The 19742-nt window shown below is 36.3% G+C and carries 21 protein-coding genes; 11 read left to right on the forward strand and 10 right to left on the reverse strand.

All coding sequences use genetic code 11. From position 1 onward, the window contains the following. Positions 1-2: 2 nt before the first annotated feature. The 9 genes from VB691_RS20420 (at position 3) to VB691_RS20460 (ending at position 4483) form a co-directional block, all read left to right on the forward strand. Positions 3-2528: a tetratricopeptide repeat protein gene (locus tag VB691_RS20420; protein ID WP_323293367.1), complete on the forward strand. Its 2526-nt coding sequence runs from the start codon at positions 3-5 to the stop codon at positions 2526-2528. A 132-nt stretch (positions 2529-2660) separates the two neighbouring features. Then, entirely contained in the window at positions 2661-2855 is a 195-nt protein-coding gene (locus tag VB691_RS20425; protein ID WP_323293368.1) for a type II toxin-antitoxin system HicA family toxin, read from the forward strand. Next, positions 2852-3067, forward strand: coding sequence for a type II toxin-antitoxin system HicB family antitoxin (locus VB691_RS20430; protein WP_323293369.1), 216 nt, complete (start codon positions 2852-2854; stop codon positions 3065-3067). The genes VB691_RS20425 and VB691_RS20430 overlap by 4 nt, the downstream gene beginning before the upstream one ends. Positions 3068-3126: 59 nt before the next feature. Beyond that, entirely contained in the window at positions 3127-3345 is a 219-nt protein-coding gene (locus tag VB691_RS20435; protein ID WP_323293370.1) for a DUF2281 domain-containing protein, read from the forward strand. A gap of 2 nt (positions 3346-3347) precedes the next feature. Beyond that, the gene (locus VB691_RS20440) at positions 3348-3515 is read left to right on the forward strand and encodes a hypothetical protein (RefSeq protein ID WP_323293371.1); all 168 of its coding nucleotides are present in this window, start codon (positions 3348-3350) and stop codon (positions 3513-3515) included. A 14-nt stretch (positions 3516-3529) separates the two neighbouring features. Beyond that, positions 3530-3601 (forward strand): hypothetical protein, encoded by a 72-nt coding sequence (locus VB691_RS20445; protein ID WP_323293414.1) that lies wholly within the window; start codon positions 3530-3532, stop codon positions 3599-3601. Between the two features lie 115 nt (positions 3602-3716). After that, the gene (locus VB691_RS20450) at positions 3717-3926 is read left to right on the forward strand and encodes a hypothetical protein (RefSeq protein WP_323293372.1); all 210 of its coding nucleotides are present in this window, start codon (positions 3717-3719) and stop codon (positions 3924-3926) included. After that, on the forward strand, positions 3923-4189 hold the full coding sequence (locus VB691_RS20455; protein ID WP_323293373.1) for a type II toxin-antitoxin system mRNA interferase toxin, RelE/StbE family: 267 nt from the start codon (positions 3923-3925) through the stop codon (positions 4187-4189). Before VB691_RS20450 ends, VB691_RS20455 begins: the two co-directional genes overlap by 4 nt. A gap of 105 nt (positions 4190-4294) precedes the next feature. Continuing rightward, entirely contained in the window at positions 4295-4483 is a 189-nt protein-coding gene (locus tag VB691_RS20460) for a type II toxin-antitoxin system HicB family antitoxin (protein ID WP_323293415.1), read from the forward strand. A 109-nt stretch (positions 4484-4592) separates the two neighbouring features. Here VB691_RS20460 and VB691_RS20465 read toward each other — a convergent pair whose 3' ends face one another. The 10 genes from VB691_RS20465 to VB691_RS20510 form a co-directional block, all read right to left on the reverse strand. Beyond that, positions 4593-6785 carry a DNA polymerase III subunit gamma/tau gene (locus tag VB691_RS20465; RefSeq protein WP_323293374.1) on the reverse strand — a complete coding sequence of 731 codons (2193 nt, stop codon included), beginning with the start codon at positions 6783-6785 and terminating at the stop codon, positions 4593-4595. Positions 6786-6842: 57 nt separating this feature from the next. After that, entirely contained in the window at positions 6843-8690 is a 1848-nt protein-coding gene (locus VB691_RS20470) for a diguanylate cyclase (protein WP_323293375.1), read from the reverse strand. Between the two features lie 3 nt (positions 8691-8693). Further along, complete coding sequence (locus VB691_RS20475) at positions 8694-9161, reverse strand: response regulator (RefSeq protein ID WP_323293376.1); 468 nt, start codon at positions 9159-9161, stop codon at positions 8694-8696. A 72-nt stretch (positions 9162-9233) separates the two neighbouring features. Continuing rightward, positions 9234-11519, reverse strand: a complete 2286-nt coding sequence (locus tag VB691_RS20480) for an ATP-binding protein (RefSeq protein ID WP_323293377.1) — start codon at positions 11517-11519, stop codon at positions 9234-9236. A 107-nt stretch (positions 11520-11626) separates the two neighbouring features. Continuing rightward, positions 11627-12598, reverse strand: a complete 972-nt coding sequence (gene nadA / locus VB691_RS20485) for a quinolinate synthase NadA (RefSeq protein ID WP_323293378.1) — start codon at positions 12596-12598, stop codon at positions 11627-11629. A gap of 106 nt (positions 12599-12704) precedes the next feature. Further along, positions 12705-14138, reverse strand: a complete 1434-nt coding sequence (locus VB691_RS20490; RefSeq protein WP_323293379.1) for a DUF4335 domain-containing protein — start codon at positions 14136-14138, stop codon at positions 12705-12707. A 131-nt stretch (positions 14139-14269) separates the two neighbouring features. Further along, the gene (locus VB691_RS20495; protein WP_323293380.1) at positions 14270-14383 is read right to left on the reverse strand and encodes a DUF29 family protein; all 114 of its coding nucleotides are present in this window, start codon (positions 14381-14383) and stop codon (positions 14270-14272) included. 65 nt (positions 14384-14448) lie between these two features. Beyond that, positions 14449-14700, reverse strand: coding sequence for a DUF2283 domain-containing protein (locus VB691_RS20500; RefSeq protein ID WP_323293381.1), 252 nt, complete (start codon positions 14698-14700; stop codon positions 14449-14451). A gap of 64 nt (positions 14701-14764) precedes the next feature. Then, the gene (gene lpdA / locus VB691_RS20505; RefSeq protein WP_323293382.1) at positions 14765-16195 is read right to left on the reverse strand and encodes a dihydrolipoyl dehydrogenase; all 1431 of its coding nucleotides are present in this window, start codon (positions 16193-16195) and stop codon (positions 14765-14767) included. 161 nt (positions 16196-16356) lie between these two features. Further along, on the reverse strand, positions 16357-16920 hold the full coding sequence (locus tag VB691_RS20510; protein ID WP_323293383.1) for a hypothetical protein: 564 nt from the start codon (positions 16918-16920) through the stop codon (positions 16357-16359). Positions 16921-17283: 363 nt separating this feature from the next. On the opposite strand from VB691_RS20510, the gene egtD reads away from it, so the two are divergent. Together egtD and ovoA are read left to right on the forward strand one after the other, a co-directional pair. Then, positions 17284-18291, forward strand: coding sequence for an L-histidine N(alpha)-methyltransferase (egtD, locus tag VB691_RS20515; RefSeq protein ID WP_323293384.1), 1008 nt, complete (start codon positions 17284-17286; stop codon positions 18289-18291). 69 nt (positions 18292-18360) lie between these two features. Next, positions 18361-19707, forward strand: coding sequence for a 5-histidylcysteine sulfoxide synthase (gene ovoA / locus VB691_RS20520; protein ID WP_323293385.1), 1347 nt, complete (start codon positions 18361-18363; stop codon positions 19705-19707). Positions 19708-19742 lie beyond the last annotated feature (35 nt).

Consider the following 19742-nt stretch of genomic DNA (forward strand, 5'->3'; position numbering starts at 1 on the left):
AAATGAACGACAAATTTAATCAAACGGGAATTGAAAATTCAATCATTGGCGATAATGCTCAAATTAATGTTGAACAGAAGATCATTTTGCCGTCTGTTAAGAGGGAAATTAAACCAAACCCCCACAATTTATTTAACAGTGGAGTCCCTCAATTTGTGGGACGCGATCCCGTTTTAATTAAGTTACACGAACAGTTACAGCAAACTGAAAGGGTCGCTATTTCTACCTTAACGGGAATGGGTGGCATCGGTAAATCGGAATTAGCCTTACAGTATAGTTGGCAGGAATGGCCGAAAGAAACTTATCGGGGGGGAATTTGTTGGTTGAATGTGGTAAATAGTGATCCTGGTTTAAGTATTGTGACTTTTGCCAGCAGTTATTTGGGCTTAACTATACCAGATACGGAATCCTTAAGGAAACGGGTTGCTTATTGTTGGCAATATTGGCTTAAAAATGATACGGATCAAACATTGATTATTTTTGATGATGTGCGGGATTATGAGCAGATTAAGCACTATTTACCGCCGAAGGAAGAAAAACGCTTTAAAGTCATCATTACAACGCGCTGTGAGTATCTATCGGCAACTATTCAAACTCTCCATATCGAGAAGTTAGATGAAGCAGCAGCCTTAGATTTATTGCGTTCATATATAACTGATGGCAGAATTGATGAGCAAATTGAGCAAGCAGAGTCACTTTGTCGAGATTTGGGCTATTTACCCCTAGCTTTGGAATTGGTAGCGCGGTTACTGCGACGGCGCAATAGTTGGACAGTGGAGAAAATTCGGGAGAAGTTGGCAGAGAAGGGGTTAGAAGATGCTAGTTTAGTTAAAAATCCTAAGTTTGACTCGGAAATGACTGCGGAACGAGGGGTTAAAGCTGCTTTTGATCTGAGTTGGGACGCTTTAAATCAGGAACCAGAAGCCCAAAATTTAGCTCTCTATCTTAGTTTATTTGCTCTTGCGCCTTTTCCTAAAGTGTTTATTGATGCGTTATTCCCTGAACAAGAGGAAGACGAAATTGAGGAATGGTTAACGGATAATCTAGTTCATCTTAATCTAGTCAGAACCTTAGATAATGGTTGGTATGAACTGCATACTTTGATTCGTCGCTATCTAAGGGATAAATTAGAACAGTCTGAGATTAAAGAGACAGCAAAACAAGCTTACTGTAAGGTGATGGTGATAGTTGCTCAAAATATTCCTCATACCCCTACCTTAGAAGATATTGCCAATTTTGAACCCATTATTGATCACCTGAAAGTTGTTGCTGATGAGTTAGACAAATCCCTAGAAGATGAGGATTTATATTGGCCGTTTATTGGTTTGGGTAGTTTTTATCGAGGTCAAGGACTCTATAATGATGCAGAACCCTATTTAACCAATTGTTTAACCTTTACGCAACAACGCTTAGGGGAAAATCATCCCGATGTTGCACAAAGTCTCAACAATTTAGCTTTATTGTACTTTTCTCAAGGACGTTACCCAGAAGCAGAACCCTTGTATCTGCGATCGCTGTCTATCTGGGAACAACAATTGGGGGAAAATCATCCCCATGTTGCTTCCAGTCTCAACAATTTAGCAGAATTGTACCGTTCTCAAGGACGTTACCCAGAAGCTGAACCCTTGTTACTGCGATCGCTGTCTATCATGGAACAACGCTTAAGGGAAAATCATCCCCATGTTGCTACCAGTCTCAACAATTTAGCAGAATTGTACCGTTCTCAAGGACGTTACCCAGAAGCAGAACCCTTGTATCGGCGATCGCTGTCTATCAGGGAACAACAATTGGGGGAAAATCATCCCGATGTTGCTACCAGTCTCAACAATTTAGCTAGTTTGTACAGTTCTCAAGGACGTTACCCAGAAGCAGAACCCTTGTATCGGCGATCGCTGTCTATCAGGGAACAACAATTGGGGGAAAATCATCCCGATGTTGCTACCAGTCTCAACAATTTAGCTAGTTTGTACAGTTCTCAAGGACGTTACCCAGAAGCAGAACCCTTGTATCGGCGATCGCTGTCTATCAGGGAACAACAATTGGGGGAAAATCATCCCGATGTTGCTTCCAGTCTCAACAATTTAGCTGGTTTGTACGAATCTCAAGGACGTTACCCAGAAGCAGAACCCTTGTATCTGCGATCGCTGTCTATCAGGGAACAACAATTGGGGGAAAATCATCCCTCTGTTGCTTCCAGTCTTAACAATTTAGCTTTGTTGTATGAAACGCAAGGAAAGCTGGAAGAAGCAGAAAGATTTGCACAACAAGCATTAACAATGTATCAAGCTGCATTAAGTGATAATCATCCTCATACTCTTAATTCATTGCTTATGGTTAAAGGTTTCCAGATGATGAAGCTTTTGGGATGCGATAAACAAACATTGTTGGGTATTCTACAAGCAATTGCAGAGGCGAATAATATTCCCCAGTTGAATACAGAAACAATGTTGATGTTACTGGACTTTATGTCGGATAATCCCGAATTATTGGAGAGTTTGCGGGAACAAATATCAACGAGAACATCATAAAGTACGGTAATTTAATGGCTTTGTAGGGGTTTAACACCGTTAAACCCTGAACGACAAGGGCATAATAGTATTATGCCCCTACGGTAATTTAGCAGAAAATGTTATAATACATATCCAATGTCTAACTAAATCATGAAAGTCCGCAATGTTATTCAACGGTTAAAAGTCGATGGATGGTATCAAGCAAGAATGCGAGGTAGTCATCGAGTTTTTAAACACCCTCAAAAAATGGGTATTGTCGTCGTTCCGGGTAGCTTTTCTGATGAAGTTGCCATTGGCACATTAAAAAGTATTTGGAAACAAGCACAGATAGAGGATGAAACATGAAAGAATATCTAGTTATTTTTGAACAGGCTGGTAATAACTATTCTGCTTATGTTCCTGATTTACCTGGTTGTATATCTACAGGAAAAACGCTTGAAGAATTAGAAATCAATATTAAAGAAGCAATTACGCTTTATATTGATACTCTTAAGGAAGATGGTCAACCCATTCCAGAACCTTCAGTGAGTAGCAAATTGATTAAAGTAGCCGCATAAAAGGACAATTACTAGACTGTGTACTTTTTTTTAAAGAACGATATACTTCAGCAAAAACTATGACAATTAAAGAACAACTCATTAAAGAAATTGAACATATTCCTGATTCTCTCTTAGGACAATTACTTGATTATGTACTCTTTCTTAAAGAACGACATATTGAAGAAGAAATCGGCGAAGAAGAAATCAGCGAAGAAGAACGTGATAATATTATTGCATCTGAGTCTGCTTATCAATCAGGAGATTACTTAACCCTTGAAGAATATGAGGCTAGTTAAAATTGAGCTATCATATTATTATTCCTAAACCTGTTCAAAAGCAACTAGATGAATTACCTCAAAAACAACGCAAACGAATGATTGCAGACATTCGACTTCTTGCTGATACACCTCGTCCTAATGGAGTTAAAAAGATAAAGGATATGATAACAGTTATCGAATCAGAATAGGTAACTATCGTGTAATTTACAGAATTCAAGATAAGGAAATGCTGATTCTTGTCTTAAGTTGTATTCATCGTAAAGATGCTTATTAAACTAGAGTAATTTAATGGCTTTGTAGGGGTTTAATACCGTTAAACCCTGAGCGACATTCACACATATATAAATAATATATATAATAGGATAGTCACCATTAAAGGATAAAAAAACATGGAATCAATCATTAATGAAGAAAAGACAAAAGAACTTCTAACTGAAATTTTAATAGAGATGATGCAATCGAAACGAGAAATCTTTTATGAAATTGTTTTAGAAGCGTTAGAAGAAATCGGGTTAGCTAACGCCATAACGGAAGGAAGACAGAATGAATTTGTTTCCGAAGAAGAAATATTTTCAATTCTTGATAGCGAAGTAGAATGAAAATTAAATTTGAATCAAAATTTGCGAAAGACTTGAAGAAAATTAAAGATAAAAAACTATTATTAAATGTCAAAGAGAGCATCAATGAATGTAAATTAGCTGATAGTTTAAGTGAAATCAATAATCTCAAAAAACTTAAAGGTTATCAAACATTTTATCGCCTGAAAATAGGAGACTATCGAATTGGGATTGAAATCACTAATAATGAATTGATTTTTGTTCGCTTTTTACATAGAAAAGAAGTTTATAGATTCTTCCCCTAACAAGTTTATGATGCTACAGTATTTTAATGGTTTGTCAAAGATTAGGGCATAATAGTATTATGCCCCTACAGCAATTTAATGGCTTTGTAGGGGTTTAACACCGTTATTGAAAAGGACAAAGATACCAATCTTTATGTAGGTTATGTCCCCGGTTTTGCTGGCGCACATTCCACTGGTGAAACCTTGGATGAATTACACAAAAACTTACAAGAAGTAATTGAAATGTTATTACAAGATGAAGATATTAACTTAGAAACAGAATTTATCGGAACACAACAAATTGCCATTAGGTAAAATATGGGTAATATTCCAGTTCTTAAACCACAAGAAGTCATTCGCTTATTAGAAAATGTAGAACAATTTTTAGAGAATAATTCATAATAAAAATCCCAAAATTGTTTAGTTAAAAATCAAGGTCTTCATCATTTTCTGGTATCGCTTCCTTTCTATTTATTATTGGTCTATGTTTAGGGGGAACAGATGGAGGAATATTCTCATTTTTTGTTGGTTTATCCTCTAATTTTTCTTGTTTAATTTCCTGCTTTTCTTGTTGTTGAAGTTTCTGAGATAATTGATGATTTTCTTCTACAACAAAAGATAATTCTTTTTGTATTCCTAATGCTTCGTCTGATTTTTCCTCCTCATCTTCTCTAAGATTAATTAGATTTTTTTCTTCATTTTTTATCACTTCATTGGTCTTAATTTCTTTTTGTTCTATGTTTTGATCTAAGTTAGAATTATCATCATAAACCAAGATTTCTTCATCTTCAAAATAATCGACAACATTAATAATCTCTCCTTCAAAAAATTTGGCTACCTTGTCCACTGCTTTTTTAAATTCATCTTCAGAAGGCTCAACTAAATCAGAATTTTCTAAAATAATAGGAGATTGAATTTCATCCTCAACTTTATTCAAAGGAGGAAGTTCCTCTTTTTTTTTAGCAATAGTTTCTGATTCAGTTTCAGGAGATTTATAGTTTGCAGGATCAATTATTTTAGGGATTTTTAATGAAGTTTGAGGAGCAATAGACTTAGGAATAGAACCGGAATTAACTTGAAAATTAATCTTAACTTTGTGTCCATAAACTAACTCAAATGCCGCTTCAATGTGAGATAATTGAGCTTTCGCTATATTCAGTAAAGGCTGACTCGTAATACCGATAGTTGCAATTTTTCCCTGATAACTAATTAAATGACCATGCTGTTTAATTAATGCCGAGGTAATAGGAGGAACTTTAGATAATATTAATTCCCAAAGTTGGGCAAGCTCAAGATTTTGGGCATCAATTTCAGGCAATGAAACATTAGTCGGGGCAGACTGCTCTTGATGATTAATAATCACTTCAGATGAGTTTATATCAGGTTTAACTTCCGTCTTTTCAGGAGGGAAAGAACTCGGTTTAGTTTCGATTTTTTCTGGAGGAGAATAGGCAGGTTTTGAAGTCTGATTAATGGGTGTTTTTTGAGGAATAGAAACTGTCTCAATAATCTGTTGAGGACGGCAAACAGAAGGCAATAAACCTAATAGAGTAACTTCTAACCATAAACGAGGTTGAGTGGTATTTTTTATCTGAAATTCACTGTCTTTTAGCTTCTGTTGACCCATTAAAATTGTTGCAATTTCCCACTGTTTTGCTTCTTGACATAAATCTTGCCAAGTTGTTGCCGTAACTGCTACTAAATCAGCCCGATTTGCAGCAGTTTTAGCAATTAATAGGTTAAGATAAAAACTAGCTAAATTCTGCAAAACTACTAAGGGTTCTCGCCCTCTATTCATCAATTGACGACAAAATTCTATGACGGTTTCTGATTGATTGGAACGAATCGCTTGTAATAATAATAATAAGTCTCTCTCCGGGACTGCCCCCACTAAATCCCAAACTTTTTCGGGGGTAATAGTTCCTGATGATAAGCTTAATTGATCTAATAAACTTTCTGCATCTCTTAATCCACCGTTGGCTATTTGTGATACTAAAGTTAAGGCTTCTTGGTCAATTTCAATCGCTTCTTTAGCAGCAATTTCTGTTAAATGTTTAACCATTGCTTCTAAGGGAATGCGGCGATAGTCGAAGCGTTGACAACGGGATATAATAGTAGGTAAAACTCGCTGAGGATCGGTAGTAGCTAGGACAAAAATAACCCGTTCTGGAGGTTCTTCTAAGGTCTTTAATAAGGCATTAAATGCCGCCACGCTCAGCATATGACATTCATCAATTACATACACTTTATAACGGCATTGTACGGGGGCAAATTGGGCCCGTTCGATGATTTCTCGAATGTTATCAACCCCAGTGTTACTCGCTGCGTCAATTTCAATTACATCTAATGCTGAACCCCTGGCGATCGCCCGACAAACCTCACAGCTTCCACAAGGAGTCGCGGTAGGATATTCAACCGCTAAACAATTGAGAGATTTGGCTAAAATCCGCGCACTAGAGGTTTTTCCTGTTCCTCTGGGGCCCGTAAATAAGTATGCAGGTGCAATGCGTCTTGTGGCGATCGCATTGGTTAAGGTGGTGGCGATCGCTTCTTGGCCCACTAAGTCTGCAAAAATTTGGGGGCGATATTTATGATGGAGGGGTTCATAGGAAGACATGAAGACGTTAGATCAAATAGAACAAGAGTATTATTAATGATTATACACTTATTTTAATTAATCATTAGAGGGTTTATCAATCATCGAAGGATCAAAAATAATGGTGCGATCGCGGCCTTGATCTTTGGCTTGATATAGGGCCGTATCTGCATTATTAATCACCGTTTCTCCAGTTAACCCATGGTCAGGAAAACAAGCTACTCCAATGGAAATTGTAATCCCTTCTAAAAAATATTCTTGATATTGAAAATGAAGTTGTTTTATTTTCTCTCTTAACATTTCTGCTCGTTGATAAGTGTTCTCTAAATTTGCTTCTGGCAAAACCAAAATAAATTCTTCTCCCCCATAACGACAAGCAATATCTGAGCCTCTTATATTATGCTTTAAAAAGCTGCTAAGTTCTTTTAAAACTACATCTCCTAAGCTATGACTAAAGTTATCATTTATCCGTTTAAAATGATCAGCATCAATTAAAATAATGCCGATATTGGTCGGGTTTCGTTGCGCTTTGATAATTTCTTTGTCTAAGAATTCATGAAGATAACGGCGATTAAATAAACCTGTCAATGAATCACGAATACTTTGTTCTCTTAAGGTTTCTTGCAGTTGTAAATTAACCAGGGATAAAACAATATTTTCGCTCACTGTTTGGGCTAAATTTTGTTGTTCTGCGGTTAATTTTTCTTGATCATTTGTGCTAATATATAAAATACCAAATATCTTACCTTGAGCCATCATCGGGAAACATAAAGAAGCACTTAGATTTGATGTTGAGTCAAGATGAGAACAAAATAATTGACTATGGCTTTTTTCTGCATAATGGGCTTTTCCCTGTCGCAATGACCAGCATTCTTGTGCCGGAAATTTCTCTTTACTATTCAAATTATTCCCCCAACTTGATACTAATTTAGCCAGATTTTGATCCTCATAAAGTTGATAAATCCCAAGGGAACAACCTTCAAATAATGGTTGTAGTAAATCCGCCAAAATTGTATAAGCTTCTTCCATTGTATTACAGGATTGGAGATATTGACTCACCCGACTTAATAAGGTTCTCTCTTGATTTTGTTTGGCCAATTGTTTGATAATTGTTTTTAATTGTTGGTTGGCTTTTTTCAAAGCATTTTCTGCTTTTTTTCGTTCCTCAATATCTTCGACAATTCCCATTAAATAATCAGGTCTACCATTGGCATGATTAACCATAGAAACCGTCAGATTTACCCAAACTAATAAATTATCTGAAGTGAGATATCGCTGTTCTAATGTAAAGGTAGTAATCTGATTATTTAGTAATTTATTGAGAGACTTTTGATAATAGGGAAGATCATCAACATAAATAATATCTTTCAGGGTCTTTTCTTGGATTTCCTCGAATAAATAGCCTGTAATTTGGCAAAATCGTTGATTAGCTTTGAGAAATTCTCCTACTAAATTTAAGTGATAAATTCCAACAGCAGCTTGCTCAAAAGTTGCTCTAAATTGTTGTTCACTTTTTTCTAATTCCCGACTAAGCTTGACCCTTTCTATAGCTAAATATAAAGATTTTAATAAGCTTTCTGGGGTAATATTATCTTTGAGTAAATAATCCTGTGCGCCATTTTTCATGGCTTCTACTGCAATCTTCTCGTTCCCCATTCCTGTTAACATAATCACAGGCAAATTTTTCTCAGGAATGTAAGTATTTAACTGCTGTAAAAATTCTATCCCATCCAGATCAGATAAGTGAAAATCTAACAAAACGCCATCGACATGAACCGTTTTTAAGACTTGTAAACCTTCTTGTCCTGATGATGCTTCAATTACCTCATAGTTAGCTTCTGTTTGCCTCTCTAAATAGCGTCGCAATGTAAATCTATATTCTGGACTATCATCAATAATTAAAATAGTAAGGGGTTGAGAAAACATAGATCATAAATTTTGGTAATTAGGAAGAATAACAACATTAAACCAATATTCCCAAAATACCTGGATGTTTTTTTTAAGTTGATTAAGATCAATGGGTTTAAGAATATAACTTTTTGCACCATGTTCATAACAAAATTGAATATCCCTTGGATCAGCAGAACTACTAAAAATAATAGTGGGAATTTGTTGCCACTGAGGGTTTTCTATGATACAGGTTAACACTTCTCGTCCATCAGTGCCAGGTAAATTGAGATCTAAGATAATCAAGGCAGGAAGCTGAGTAGTCTGATAAATATTACAGCCAAGCTTATCACTCACATCCTTTAAAAATTCTAACGCTTCTTCCCCATTTCGACAACGGGTAACGGGATGTTCTAAGATAAATTCACTACTAAACCGCATAAAAGCAGTAAAGTCTTCATCGCTATCTTCTACTAACAATAAAAAGGGTTTTGTAAACAGATTTGACATCAATGATTTTCGGTTCTTCGGTATATATTATGCTAAATTATCACAAATAATAGACTTTAACAATAAATTTTCTTATCTAGCTAAAGTAAAATAAAAAGTAGTTCCTTCATTTAGAGTAGATTCTAGCCAAATATTTCCCCCATGACGTTCAATAATTTTTTGAGCAATAGTTAAACCAATTCCTGTTCCTCCTCCATATTTTTCGGGGGAATGTAACCGCTTAAAGATTTGAAAAATAGTAGTTTGATGTTTTGTCGGAATTCCAATGCCATTATCTCGAACATAAAAAATAAAATCTGGATGATTCAATTCACTAATTTTAGTTTGGGGAAAATTTTCTAAAGCTTCTCCATGATTAAAATAACCTATTTCGACTATTTTATGATCTTTATCATTATACTTTATGGCATTACTAATCAGATTTATGTAAAGATCATGTAATCTAGCTTGGTCAGCGTTAATCCTTGGTAAAGGTCGAGGAATGATCAGATTAACCTGATTTTCTTCTATTCTCCCCCTTAACAGATCTAAGGTTTGTTCAAGTAAGCTATTTAGATCAATATCTTCATAGAAAAAATCAATTCTTCCTAGGCGAGAATATTGTAAGAGGGAGTCTAATAAGTTGGCCATTTTTTGGCTTAAACGCACTAGGGTTTCTACTTGATGAACCCCATTTTCATCTAAGCGATCGCTATAATCTTCTAGGAGAAAGTTTGCATAATTATAAATTCCCCTTAAGGGTTCTTTGAGATCGTGGGAAGCGATGTAAGCAAAGGCATCTAAGTCTTGATTTTTTTGCTGTAATTCACTATTTGATTGAGCGAATTCATTTAACTTATTAAATCCAATTTCTAAGATGGCTTTTCTGAGTTCTAATGCTGCTTCTATTTCTAAATTTTGCCAAGGAAGTGAACAAGAATCAACAGTTTCTTTCCAAAGTTCAAAAGATTTTCTCGGATGTAATTTTTCTTGTTCATCAATTTCTACCAATTGATTAAGACTCCCTGCCCAATTGACGGTTTGTAGTTCTTCAGGACGAAACCAAAATATATATTGTAGAGAATTTTTTGCTAAATAAATTGATAAAATTCCACTAGCTATTGCTTTATATTCGACAGCATCAGGATAAATTTTAGGGAGTTGATTAGTATAAAAAATATCTTGAGAATGATTATTTTTTAGCCACTGTACAAGTCCTTGAATCTGTTCTTGATTAGGGGACTGACCAATGGCTTGATAATTTCCGTCTAAATAAATTCCTGCCCCTTGACAACTAAATAAATCTAAAAGATTAGGCGAATAATTGACTAATGATTGAAAAATATCCAGATTTTTAGATAGGCATTTAATTAATTTTGTGTGATTATTTTTGATGTTTAATTGATATTTATAATTCTCAGTTTCTGCTACTTCTGATAAAGCCAATGAGAGAATTTTACTAAATAATTCACAGGCGACTCTGACCCCTTTTGTCACAAATTTAGCGGTTTGGTTATGACAAGCAATTAACCCCCATAATTGATTGTTTTTTATTAAAGAAATGGTCATAGAACTGCCAACTCCCATATTTTGTAAATATTCAATATGGATAGGATGAACCCCTCTTAAAATCAAATAACTAAGGTCTAAAGGTTGTTGAGTAATGGGATTATTCTGAGGCATAAAGGAAACGGGTTGATGATTAACATCAGGGATAAATCTTAAAGTTTGTAAACTAAAAAGATGTCTTGATAATGGGGGAATATCTGCTGCGGGAAAATGTAACCCTAAATAAGATTCCATATATTTTGTGTTATCTTCAGCGATAACTTGTCCATGCCAATTTTTATCAAATTGATAGACCATTACCCGATCAAATTGAGTTATTTTCCGAATTTCTTGGGCTGATATTTGACACACTTCTTCTAAGCTTAAGCCTGATTTTATCTTAGAAATTGAAACTTCTGTTGCTTTATAAAAGTCAAGTAATGATATTTCTTGCTGAGGATCATATTCTTCTAGTTCTAATAATAAAACTTGCTCTAAACTGTGAATATATCCCAAAAACAATACAGTTTTTTTCTTTATTTTTAAGGTTATTTCAAGAGGATTAATCGCTTTTAAATTATTGGCTGAAAGATGAGCTATAATGGTTTCTAGTTGAAGCTTTGGCAATAAATCTTTGAGATTTTTACCTAATAATTTTTCTGTTGGTATGCCTAACTTTTCTGTTGTATTCTGACTCGCTTGAATAATCCTTAAGTCAGATTCTTGTATAACTAATAAAATGCCATGAGGTTGTATACAACCGAGTAAATGAACCGGATCTTCATCACGGTAACTAGAGGGACTATTAATCGGGGTTTTCGGTTGATTCATTGTTAATTAATTCAATAGATAAAAAACATTTTTGTAATAAGAATTTTTGGCTAAGCTATTGGTGGGCATTGCCCACCCTACATTGAGCTATTATCCCCAAAATCAACCTATTTTGACATTTCTAACATTCTTTGAATGGGAACTAATGCCGCCACTCGAATTGATTCATCCATAGTAATTTCTGGGGTTTTAAACTTCATGGCTAAATACAATTTTTCTAGGGTATTAAGACGCATATAAGGACATTCATTACAGGCACAATTATTCATTGCTGGTGCAGGAATAAACATCTTATTAGGGTTGTCTTTTTGCATCTGATGAATAATCCCAGGTTCAGTCACAACAATAAATATTTGATGGGAACTCTGATGGGAATAGTTGAGTAAAGCAGTGGTGGAACCGATATAATCAGCATGGTGTAAAACTGAGGGTTCACACTCAGGATGTGCTAGAATTTCTGCTTCGGGATGCTCAATTTTTAATTGTACAATTTTCTTCTCTGAGAAGGTTTCATGAACGATACAACTTCCTTGCCATAAAATCAAATCTCGTCCCGTTTGTTCCATCACATATCGCCCTAAATTGCGATCTGGAGCAAAAATAATCGGACGATCTTTCGGCAGTTGATTAACAATTTTTACCGCATTAGAACTGGTACAAATAACATCACTCATGGCCTTGATTTCTGCGGTACAATTAATGTACGAAACCACCAAAGCGTTAGGATATTGTGCCTTAAATTTGGCAAATTCTGCGGGAGGACAACCCTCCGCTAAGGAACATCCGGCCTCTAAATCTGGTAATAATACTAATTTATCAGGATTCAAAATTTTGGCGGTTTCTGCCATAAAATGAACTCCCGCAAAGACGATCACTTCCGCTTGCGTCGTAGCTGCTTGCTGAGAAAGACCGAGAGAATCTCCGATATAATCAGCAATATCTTGAATATCAGGGTCTTGATAGTAATGAGCTAAAATAATCGCCTTTAAATCTCGTTTAAGCTCATTAATTGCTGAAAATAAATCATTAGGTAGCAAATTAAGGGCAGATGATGATGAGGGTTTTATAGTAGTGAACACAGTAGGGTACGATTCCTCCCAGAATTATAGTTGATCTTACCAAAACTATTATAACAAAAAAAAGATTATAGCATGATTTGTTCAACTTTAAACAAGAAATGACTCTTTACTCCAAAAACGTTTTAACTGTGCCATTAGGACTCAAAACAAGGCGAATGGTTTGATTACCAGGAACGTCGAGACTAGAGACAAAAGCTGTTCCAGGGGCAGGAATACCCGTCTGGGGGGTATAAAGAGCCGCCGCCTTACCCAAAGGAATAGCCTGTTTGAGAGCGCCATCAGATTGCACAATTAAGCGATATTCTAGGGTTTGCGCCAGCTTTTTAGGGGGTTGCCATCGCTGTTGTAGATATTCCCGCGCTTCTGCCACTTGCGGTATAGCATCAAGTAGGGTCATGTTAGGGCTAGGTTTCACCGCAACCACTTCATTCTGGGAGCGCAATTCATTGGGAATAGTGAGAGTATCTCTTGGCGATCGCTGATTAGGGACTCTCGCTTGTAAGGTTGGGGGTGAGGGAAGGGAAGGCTGTCTCATCATTTCTGCTACGGTACCAGGGGGTAAAGCGGGCATAACGATGGGGGTTTCGCCATTGGGCAAAAGATGCACCGGAACCTGATAATTCCCTGTATTGGGGGCATAATTAGCCGTATTGGGTTTAGGAGGAGCGGGAGGAGCGACAGGGGGCGGAGGTAAGACGCGCAGGGGTGGGGCTTGAATGGCAATGTTAGGATTACGGAGGGGCGCGGTTCCTTGACCAATTTGAGAGGGGGGAGGCAAGGGATCTCGATTAGCCAAATTAGGGTCTAAGGAAGGCTGAGAAATGGATTTATTAGGTGCAGGGGAAACAGGGGGTAAAACATCGAGAAAAGAACGGCTATTGTCTTTATTCTTGGGATTTTCCGTCACCGATGACTCGGAGGAATTGATTTCTCTCACCCATTGCACCCCGACGGTAGGAATTAAGATGGCAAGTAAGGCCGCTATTGTTGCCGCACTCCACACCCAAAGGGTTTTACGAGGGGAGACTGCTTTAGAAGATACGATGGCAACAATACTATCACTGTATTCTTCTAAGGCATTGAGGAGATCAAACAGTTGAGAGGCACTAAGATTAATTGTGGGATGGGTAGCTTGGTTGGACAAAGCTCCTAAGTTAAGCTTGTGGGTGAGTAACCCGCTAGGGGAAAGGGCAGGATGATCCTCTGGCAACCAGGAGGAGCGAGGTTCTTCTTCTGAATAGCTTTCTGGCTGGTTTGAGGGATGCTCAGATCCCATCAAACAACGGGAAGTTTGGCAGAGAAAATTCTGCACATAAGAAGTCACCACATCATAAAGTAACTCTAATTGAGAGCGATCGCCTTTAATCGTCACTTGTTGGTCTTCTAAGAGTCGGGGGTCATCAAAATTTAGTTCAAATTCTAAATTATCTAAGATGTTATTCTCGTGCCAACGGGATAATAGGGGGCGTTTGTCCCACAGTTTGAGGGTACAGGTGGGGGGCGTGTAAAGTCGGATCGGGGCATTATCAAAGAGCATCATAAGTCATGCTTGATCTAGAATGTCGCAAATTATGTTCTTACTATAAACGACAATGAGAAAATGAGGCGCAAACCACTCCATGCTTGGGATGTTATTTTATTAATAAAATTATCATCTATTTTGGTAAAAAATCATCCTGAGTTCCAGTCAACTTGATTAAATTGTCCTTGCTTAATGAGTTTTGTGGTTTCTTCAGTCCAAGCAAAAAAGTCGGTTTCATATAATTGAGTAAGGTTTTTAAGCATTAATTTTAACTCCTGATTGATCAGTTAAGTAATGTGAGTATTAAAATACTTTTTTTGCTGCTTCGTCAAACTTCCTCATACTTCACTAATGCTTGAAATTGAACCTTAAACGATTTAGGTAACAAGGGAATCAGCAAAGCAAAATTTTCAGGATTAATCGTTTTTACCCCTAATAACTCAACGCCTACTATCTTGTTATCTTCATCATAATCAATAATAATTCCTTCAGCAATTTCTTCGGAATCTAAAACAGTTTTATTCTCAATACGAAAATAGGCTGCATCAACTTCTTGATCATAATTAACATCAAAAATCATAAAAATATGGTGACGACTTTTACATCAGAAGGGGACTTAAACAAATTTTAAGCCCCCTTCCCCCTTAAACAGCTACATCAGCCCGTTTATAAGCCTCATCTAACACTTCTGAAAGAGTAGGATGAGTGTGGATATTAAAGGCTAAATTCTGCACACTTTGACGTTGGGCGATCGCATTAGCGGCTTCTTGTATCAAGTCTGAGGCATGGATGCCAATAATATGCACCCCTAAGACTTCGCCGTTATCTTTGCGGTATACCACCTTAGCAATGCCATCGGTTTCCCCTTCTGCAAGGGCTTTAGAATTGCCTTTAAAGTAAGTTTTGACGCTTGAAACCTCAAACCCCTCATTTTCCCCTAATTCGATGGCTGCGGGTTCGGTTAACCCCACATAACTAATTTCAGGATGAGTAAAGGCAGCAGCCGGAATACTGCGATAGTCCATGGTTTTCTCCCGTCCACAAATATTCTCAACGGCGATCACTCCTTGGCCTGATGCAGCATGGGCTAACATCATTTTACCTGTTGCATCTCCAACTGCCCAAAGATGGGGGACGATTTGACCATCCCGTAATACTTCCATTTTGTCATTGACCGGGATAAAACCGCGATTGGTTTCAACTCCAATGTTTTCTAAGCCTAAATTTTTCGTGGCAGGAATGCGCCCCGTAGCTACTAAACAAGCGTCTACTTCTAAGACATTGATCACTTCTTTAGTTTTGGCATCGGTTAATTCAATAGTAACAGGTGCGCCTGGGGTTATTTTTGTCGCAAAAACACCGGAATAGGTTTCAATATCACGGGTTTTAATTAACACTCGTTCAGCAATTTTAGAAATTTCGGGATCAAATCCTGGCATTAAGGTATCTAAGGCTTCAATCATAGTAACTTCACACCCTAATGCGGTATAAATGTCAGAAAATTCTAGCCCAATGTAACCACTACCAATAATAGCAATCCATTGGGGTAAGGTTTCTAATTTTACGGCTTCGTCACTGGTAAAGACTGTTTTATGATCAATTTCAACACCGCGAGGCACAAAAGGCACTGATCCCGGACAAAGCATAACATCTTTGGCGGTGATAATTTTTTCCCCATTATCAGTTAAGACGCTGACTTTTTGGCTATCGATCACTTTTCCCCAACCGTGAATAGTTTCTACCTTGAGACGTTTTAAACTATTGGTGAGATCACCGCGAATTTTATTAACTAAATTGGTAGCATGATCTGCGATCGCTTCTCGTTGAAATTGCACCCCGCCGATGGAAATGCCTAAACTGTTAAGATGGTGAGCATCTTCTAATTCTCTGACTCTTCCTGATGCTGCTAATAAGGCTTTTGAGGGAATACAACCACGGTTAACACAAGTTCCCCCCATATCTTTTGCTTCGATGATCGCGGTTTTCAGTCCACATTTTACCGCGTGTAAAGCCGCACCATGGCCCCCGACTCCTGCACCGATAATGATTAAATCATAATCAAATTGATCACTCATTAGACTTTTTCCTTCACTTCTTGATAATTCTTTCCCATCGTAAAAATTTTACTCTAAAAGTAAACCAATTGTTAAAATATTTTCAATTTAACAGAACTGACTTACCGCCCCTCTCAGTAGAGGTAATTCATGAATTACCCCTACTTATCAACAATTAATTATTAACTAATTTGACAAACAATGGGCGTTTCTGCTGCATCAAGTTCTTGACAAATAAACTTTTTCAGGACTTGAAGTACAATTAAACCGCCATCTTTTAACCATTGGGGTGCGTTTTCTTCCATTTCTACCCGATAAACACAATCTGCCCTAATTGTCCATTGAGCAATTTTTTCTGCCTTTTCAGCTTCAATGCCTCGATAAATTAGTTGATTTTTCAGCCATTCTCGACTATTCCTTGTCAGGAAAATTACTCGAATTGAACAATGTTTAACATATTTTTCTTGTGGAGTACCAAAGGATAATATGCCCACTAAAAGATATAAAAATTCACGGGAAATAAAATCCAAGTCTTTCTTTTGTAATGCCAAGGTAAAATCAGTCATGGAAATGTCACAACTTCCCTCACGACAACGGGCATTTACATTAGTATCAATGACTTGAATAGCTTGCTCAATTAGATCTTTTACATCTTCATAAGTAGGGGGTAATTCATCAGAAAATGTAAAGGTATTTTTTAATACTTGAGCAATGACATCTCTCGGCAGTTCAACAAAACTTATCATAATAGTTGACCCAATTCTTTTTGATTTTATTCTGATTTCTTTTCAGTTTATCTATTTTGTCTTTAAGCTTACTTGATAACTTCATTATAGCAATTTATTTAGGTCTTGTCATCTTTCTGAGGTGGTTCACCTTTTTGATAGCACATTTTATGATTTTTTGAATCCTTCAATAAGTTGATTTTCCTGGACTATCATAAATAATTTTAAAGTTTATTATCAGATATGTTACATATTTTATGATAGAATCTCCCAGGTGCTAAAAATAGCTAAAAAAATATTTTCCTCAAACTTTCTGTTACTCTTGTTACACTTTTGCTCTAAAATGAAAAAGTATAAGTAAATTTCAATCAGGCAGAACAAACTATGTTAACTCAACTCTCCAAAGGACAATTAGAAATAACCTATTTAGCAACCCTTGAAACCCTAAATAACACAGAAAATCAAGAAGATAAAGAGGTCAAGAATGGGTTAAATGAATACAAAAAAACTTTACCATCAAAATACTTCTATGATGCTCGTGGTTCAGAATTATTTGAGCAGATTTGTGAGTTACCAGAATATTATCCAACCCGCACAGAAGCTTCTATTTTGCAACAATATGCGAAGGAAATTTCTGAGATTACAGGAGCTTGTGAATTAGTAGAATTAGGCAGTGGTAGTTCGACCAAAACGCGGCTTTTATTAGATGCCTATCAAACTAAAGAAGAACTCTGTAAATATGTGCCAATTGATGTTAGTGAAAGCATTTTAAAAGACAGTGCTATACAACTACAAAAAGATTATCCTAGTTTACAAATTCAAGGGTTAGTTGGCACTTATAATCAGGCTTTAACCCAATTAAAAGCGACTTCTTTACCAGCGCGAATGATTTTTTTCTTGGGAAGTTCTATCGGTAATTTTAGTCCTTATGACTGCGATATCTTCTTAAATAAAATCACAGAAGTTTTAGAAATAGGGGACTATTTTTTATTGGGAATTGATTTACAGAAACCTCAATCAATTTTAGAAGCTGCTTATAATGATAGTCAAGGAGTAACCGCAGCATTTAACTTAAATATGCTCTCTCATTTAAACAAAAAATATCAGGGTAATTTTGATCTCAATTTATTTGCTCATCAAGCAATTTATAATACAGAAAAAAATCAAATTGAGATGTATTTAATTTCTCAACAAATACAAGTTGTCAATTTGAAAAATCTGGACTTAACAGTTAAACTAGAAAAAAATGAAATGATTTTGACTGAGATTTCCCGTAAATTTAATGTAGATCAAGTCAAAAAAGAGCTTGAAACTAAAGGACTAAAAACAATTAAAATCTTTACTGATCCTCAAAATTGGTTTGGTTTAATTCTCTGTCAAGTAATAGAATAAAGTTGGGTGGGCATTGCCCACCCATTGAAATCAATCAATATTGTTACTAAATTTATGCAAGGAAAAACAATGAATAATCTCAAATCTAACTTACCTTTTTTTCTGAATGATTGTTCTCAAAAAACAATTCTTACTTACTTTCAAAATACTTGGCAATTAGAAGATATTCTGCTAAAAAGTATTCAAAATGAAGAAACTTTTTATATTAATCCCGATCCATTAAGAAATCCATTAATTTTTTATTTAGGTCATTCTGCGGTTTTTTATATTAACAAATTAATCAGTGTTGGGTTACTAAAAAAACGTCTTAACCCTAACTATGAAATACTCTTTGAATTAGGAGTTGATCCAGACAATGCGGAACAACTTAATGCAGCGATCGCACACATTAATTGGCCCAAAGTAGAGGCAGTCTGGGACTATCGTAATCAAGCTTATAATACCATTATAGAAGTCATTAAAAACACAGCCATAAGCCTTCCTATTCACCAAAATCATCCCCTTTGGGGACTCATGATGGGAATGGAACATCAACGCATTCATTTTGAAACATCTTCTATGTTAATTCGACAATTTCCTGTCGAAAAATTGAAACGCCCTCAAGGTTGGCAATATGCACCTTCTCAGGGAATTCCTAATCATAATAAGATGATTTTAGTGCAAGGTGGCACTGTTAAACTAGGTAAATCAGAAGATTTTCCTCTCTTTGGTTGGGATAGTGAATATGGCGATCGCTTAGTTAATGTTGAGTCATTTTTTGCCAGTCAATCTCTCATTACTAATGCAGAATTTAGAGAATTTGTCAATAGTAATGGTTACGAAAATCAAGAATATTGGGATGATAAATCTTGGCAATGGAAACAAGAAAATAATGTCAAACATCCCAAGTTTTGGCACATTGAAAACGGTAATTATCAATATAGAGCAATGTTTGATAATCTAGAATTACCCTTAGATTGGCCCGTAGAAGTCAATTATTATGAAGCGATGGCCTATTGTCGCTGGAAGGGGCCAGAAACACGCTTAATGAGTGAAGCAGAGTGGAATTTAGCCACATATAAATCAATCGAAAATCAGACCCCTTTAGAGATAGAAAACATCCACAATTATAATCTTAATTTAAAATTCGGTTCACCCAGTCCTGTCGGGTTATTAAAAACAGCAGAAAGTGCCTCTGGACTTTGGGATTTACGGGGCAATGTTTGGGAATGGTTAGAGGAGACTTTTAACCCATTACCAGGGTTTAAACCGCACTTTTTATATGAAGATAATGCCGCCCCATTTTTTGATAATAACCATAAAATGATGTTAGGAGGAGCTTGGGTAACACAGGGAACAGAAGCCTTAAGATTTTATCGTAATTGGTTCCGTCCTAATTTTTATCAACACGCAGGGTTTAGAATTGTGCAAAATTAGGCCATCCTGTAGGTTGGGTTAAGGCGTTGTCCTGT

This window comes from Crocosphaera sp. XPORK-15E, assembly GCF_034931425.1.
GTDB lineage: Bacteria > Cyanobacteriota > Cyanobacteriia > Cyanobacteriales > Microcystaceae > UHCC-0190.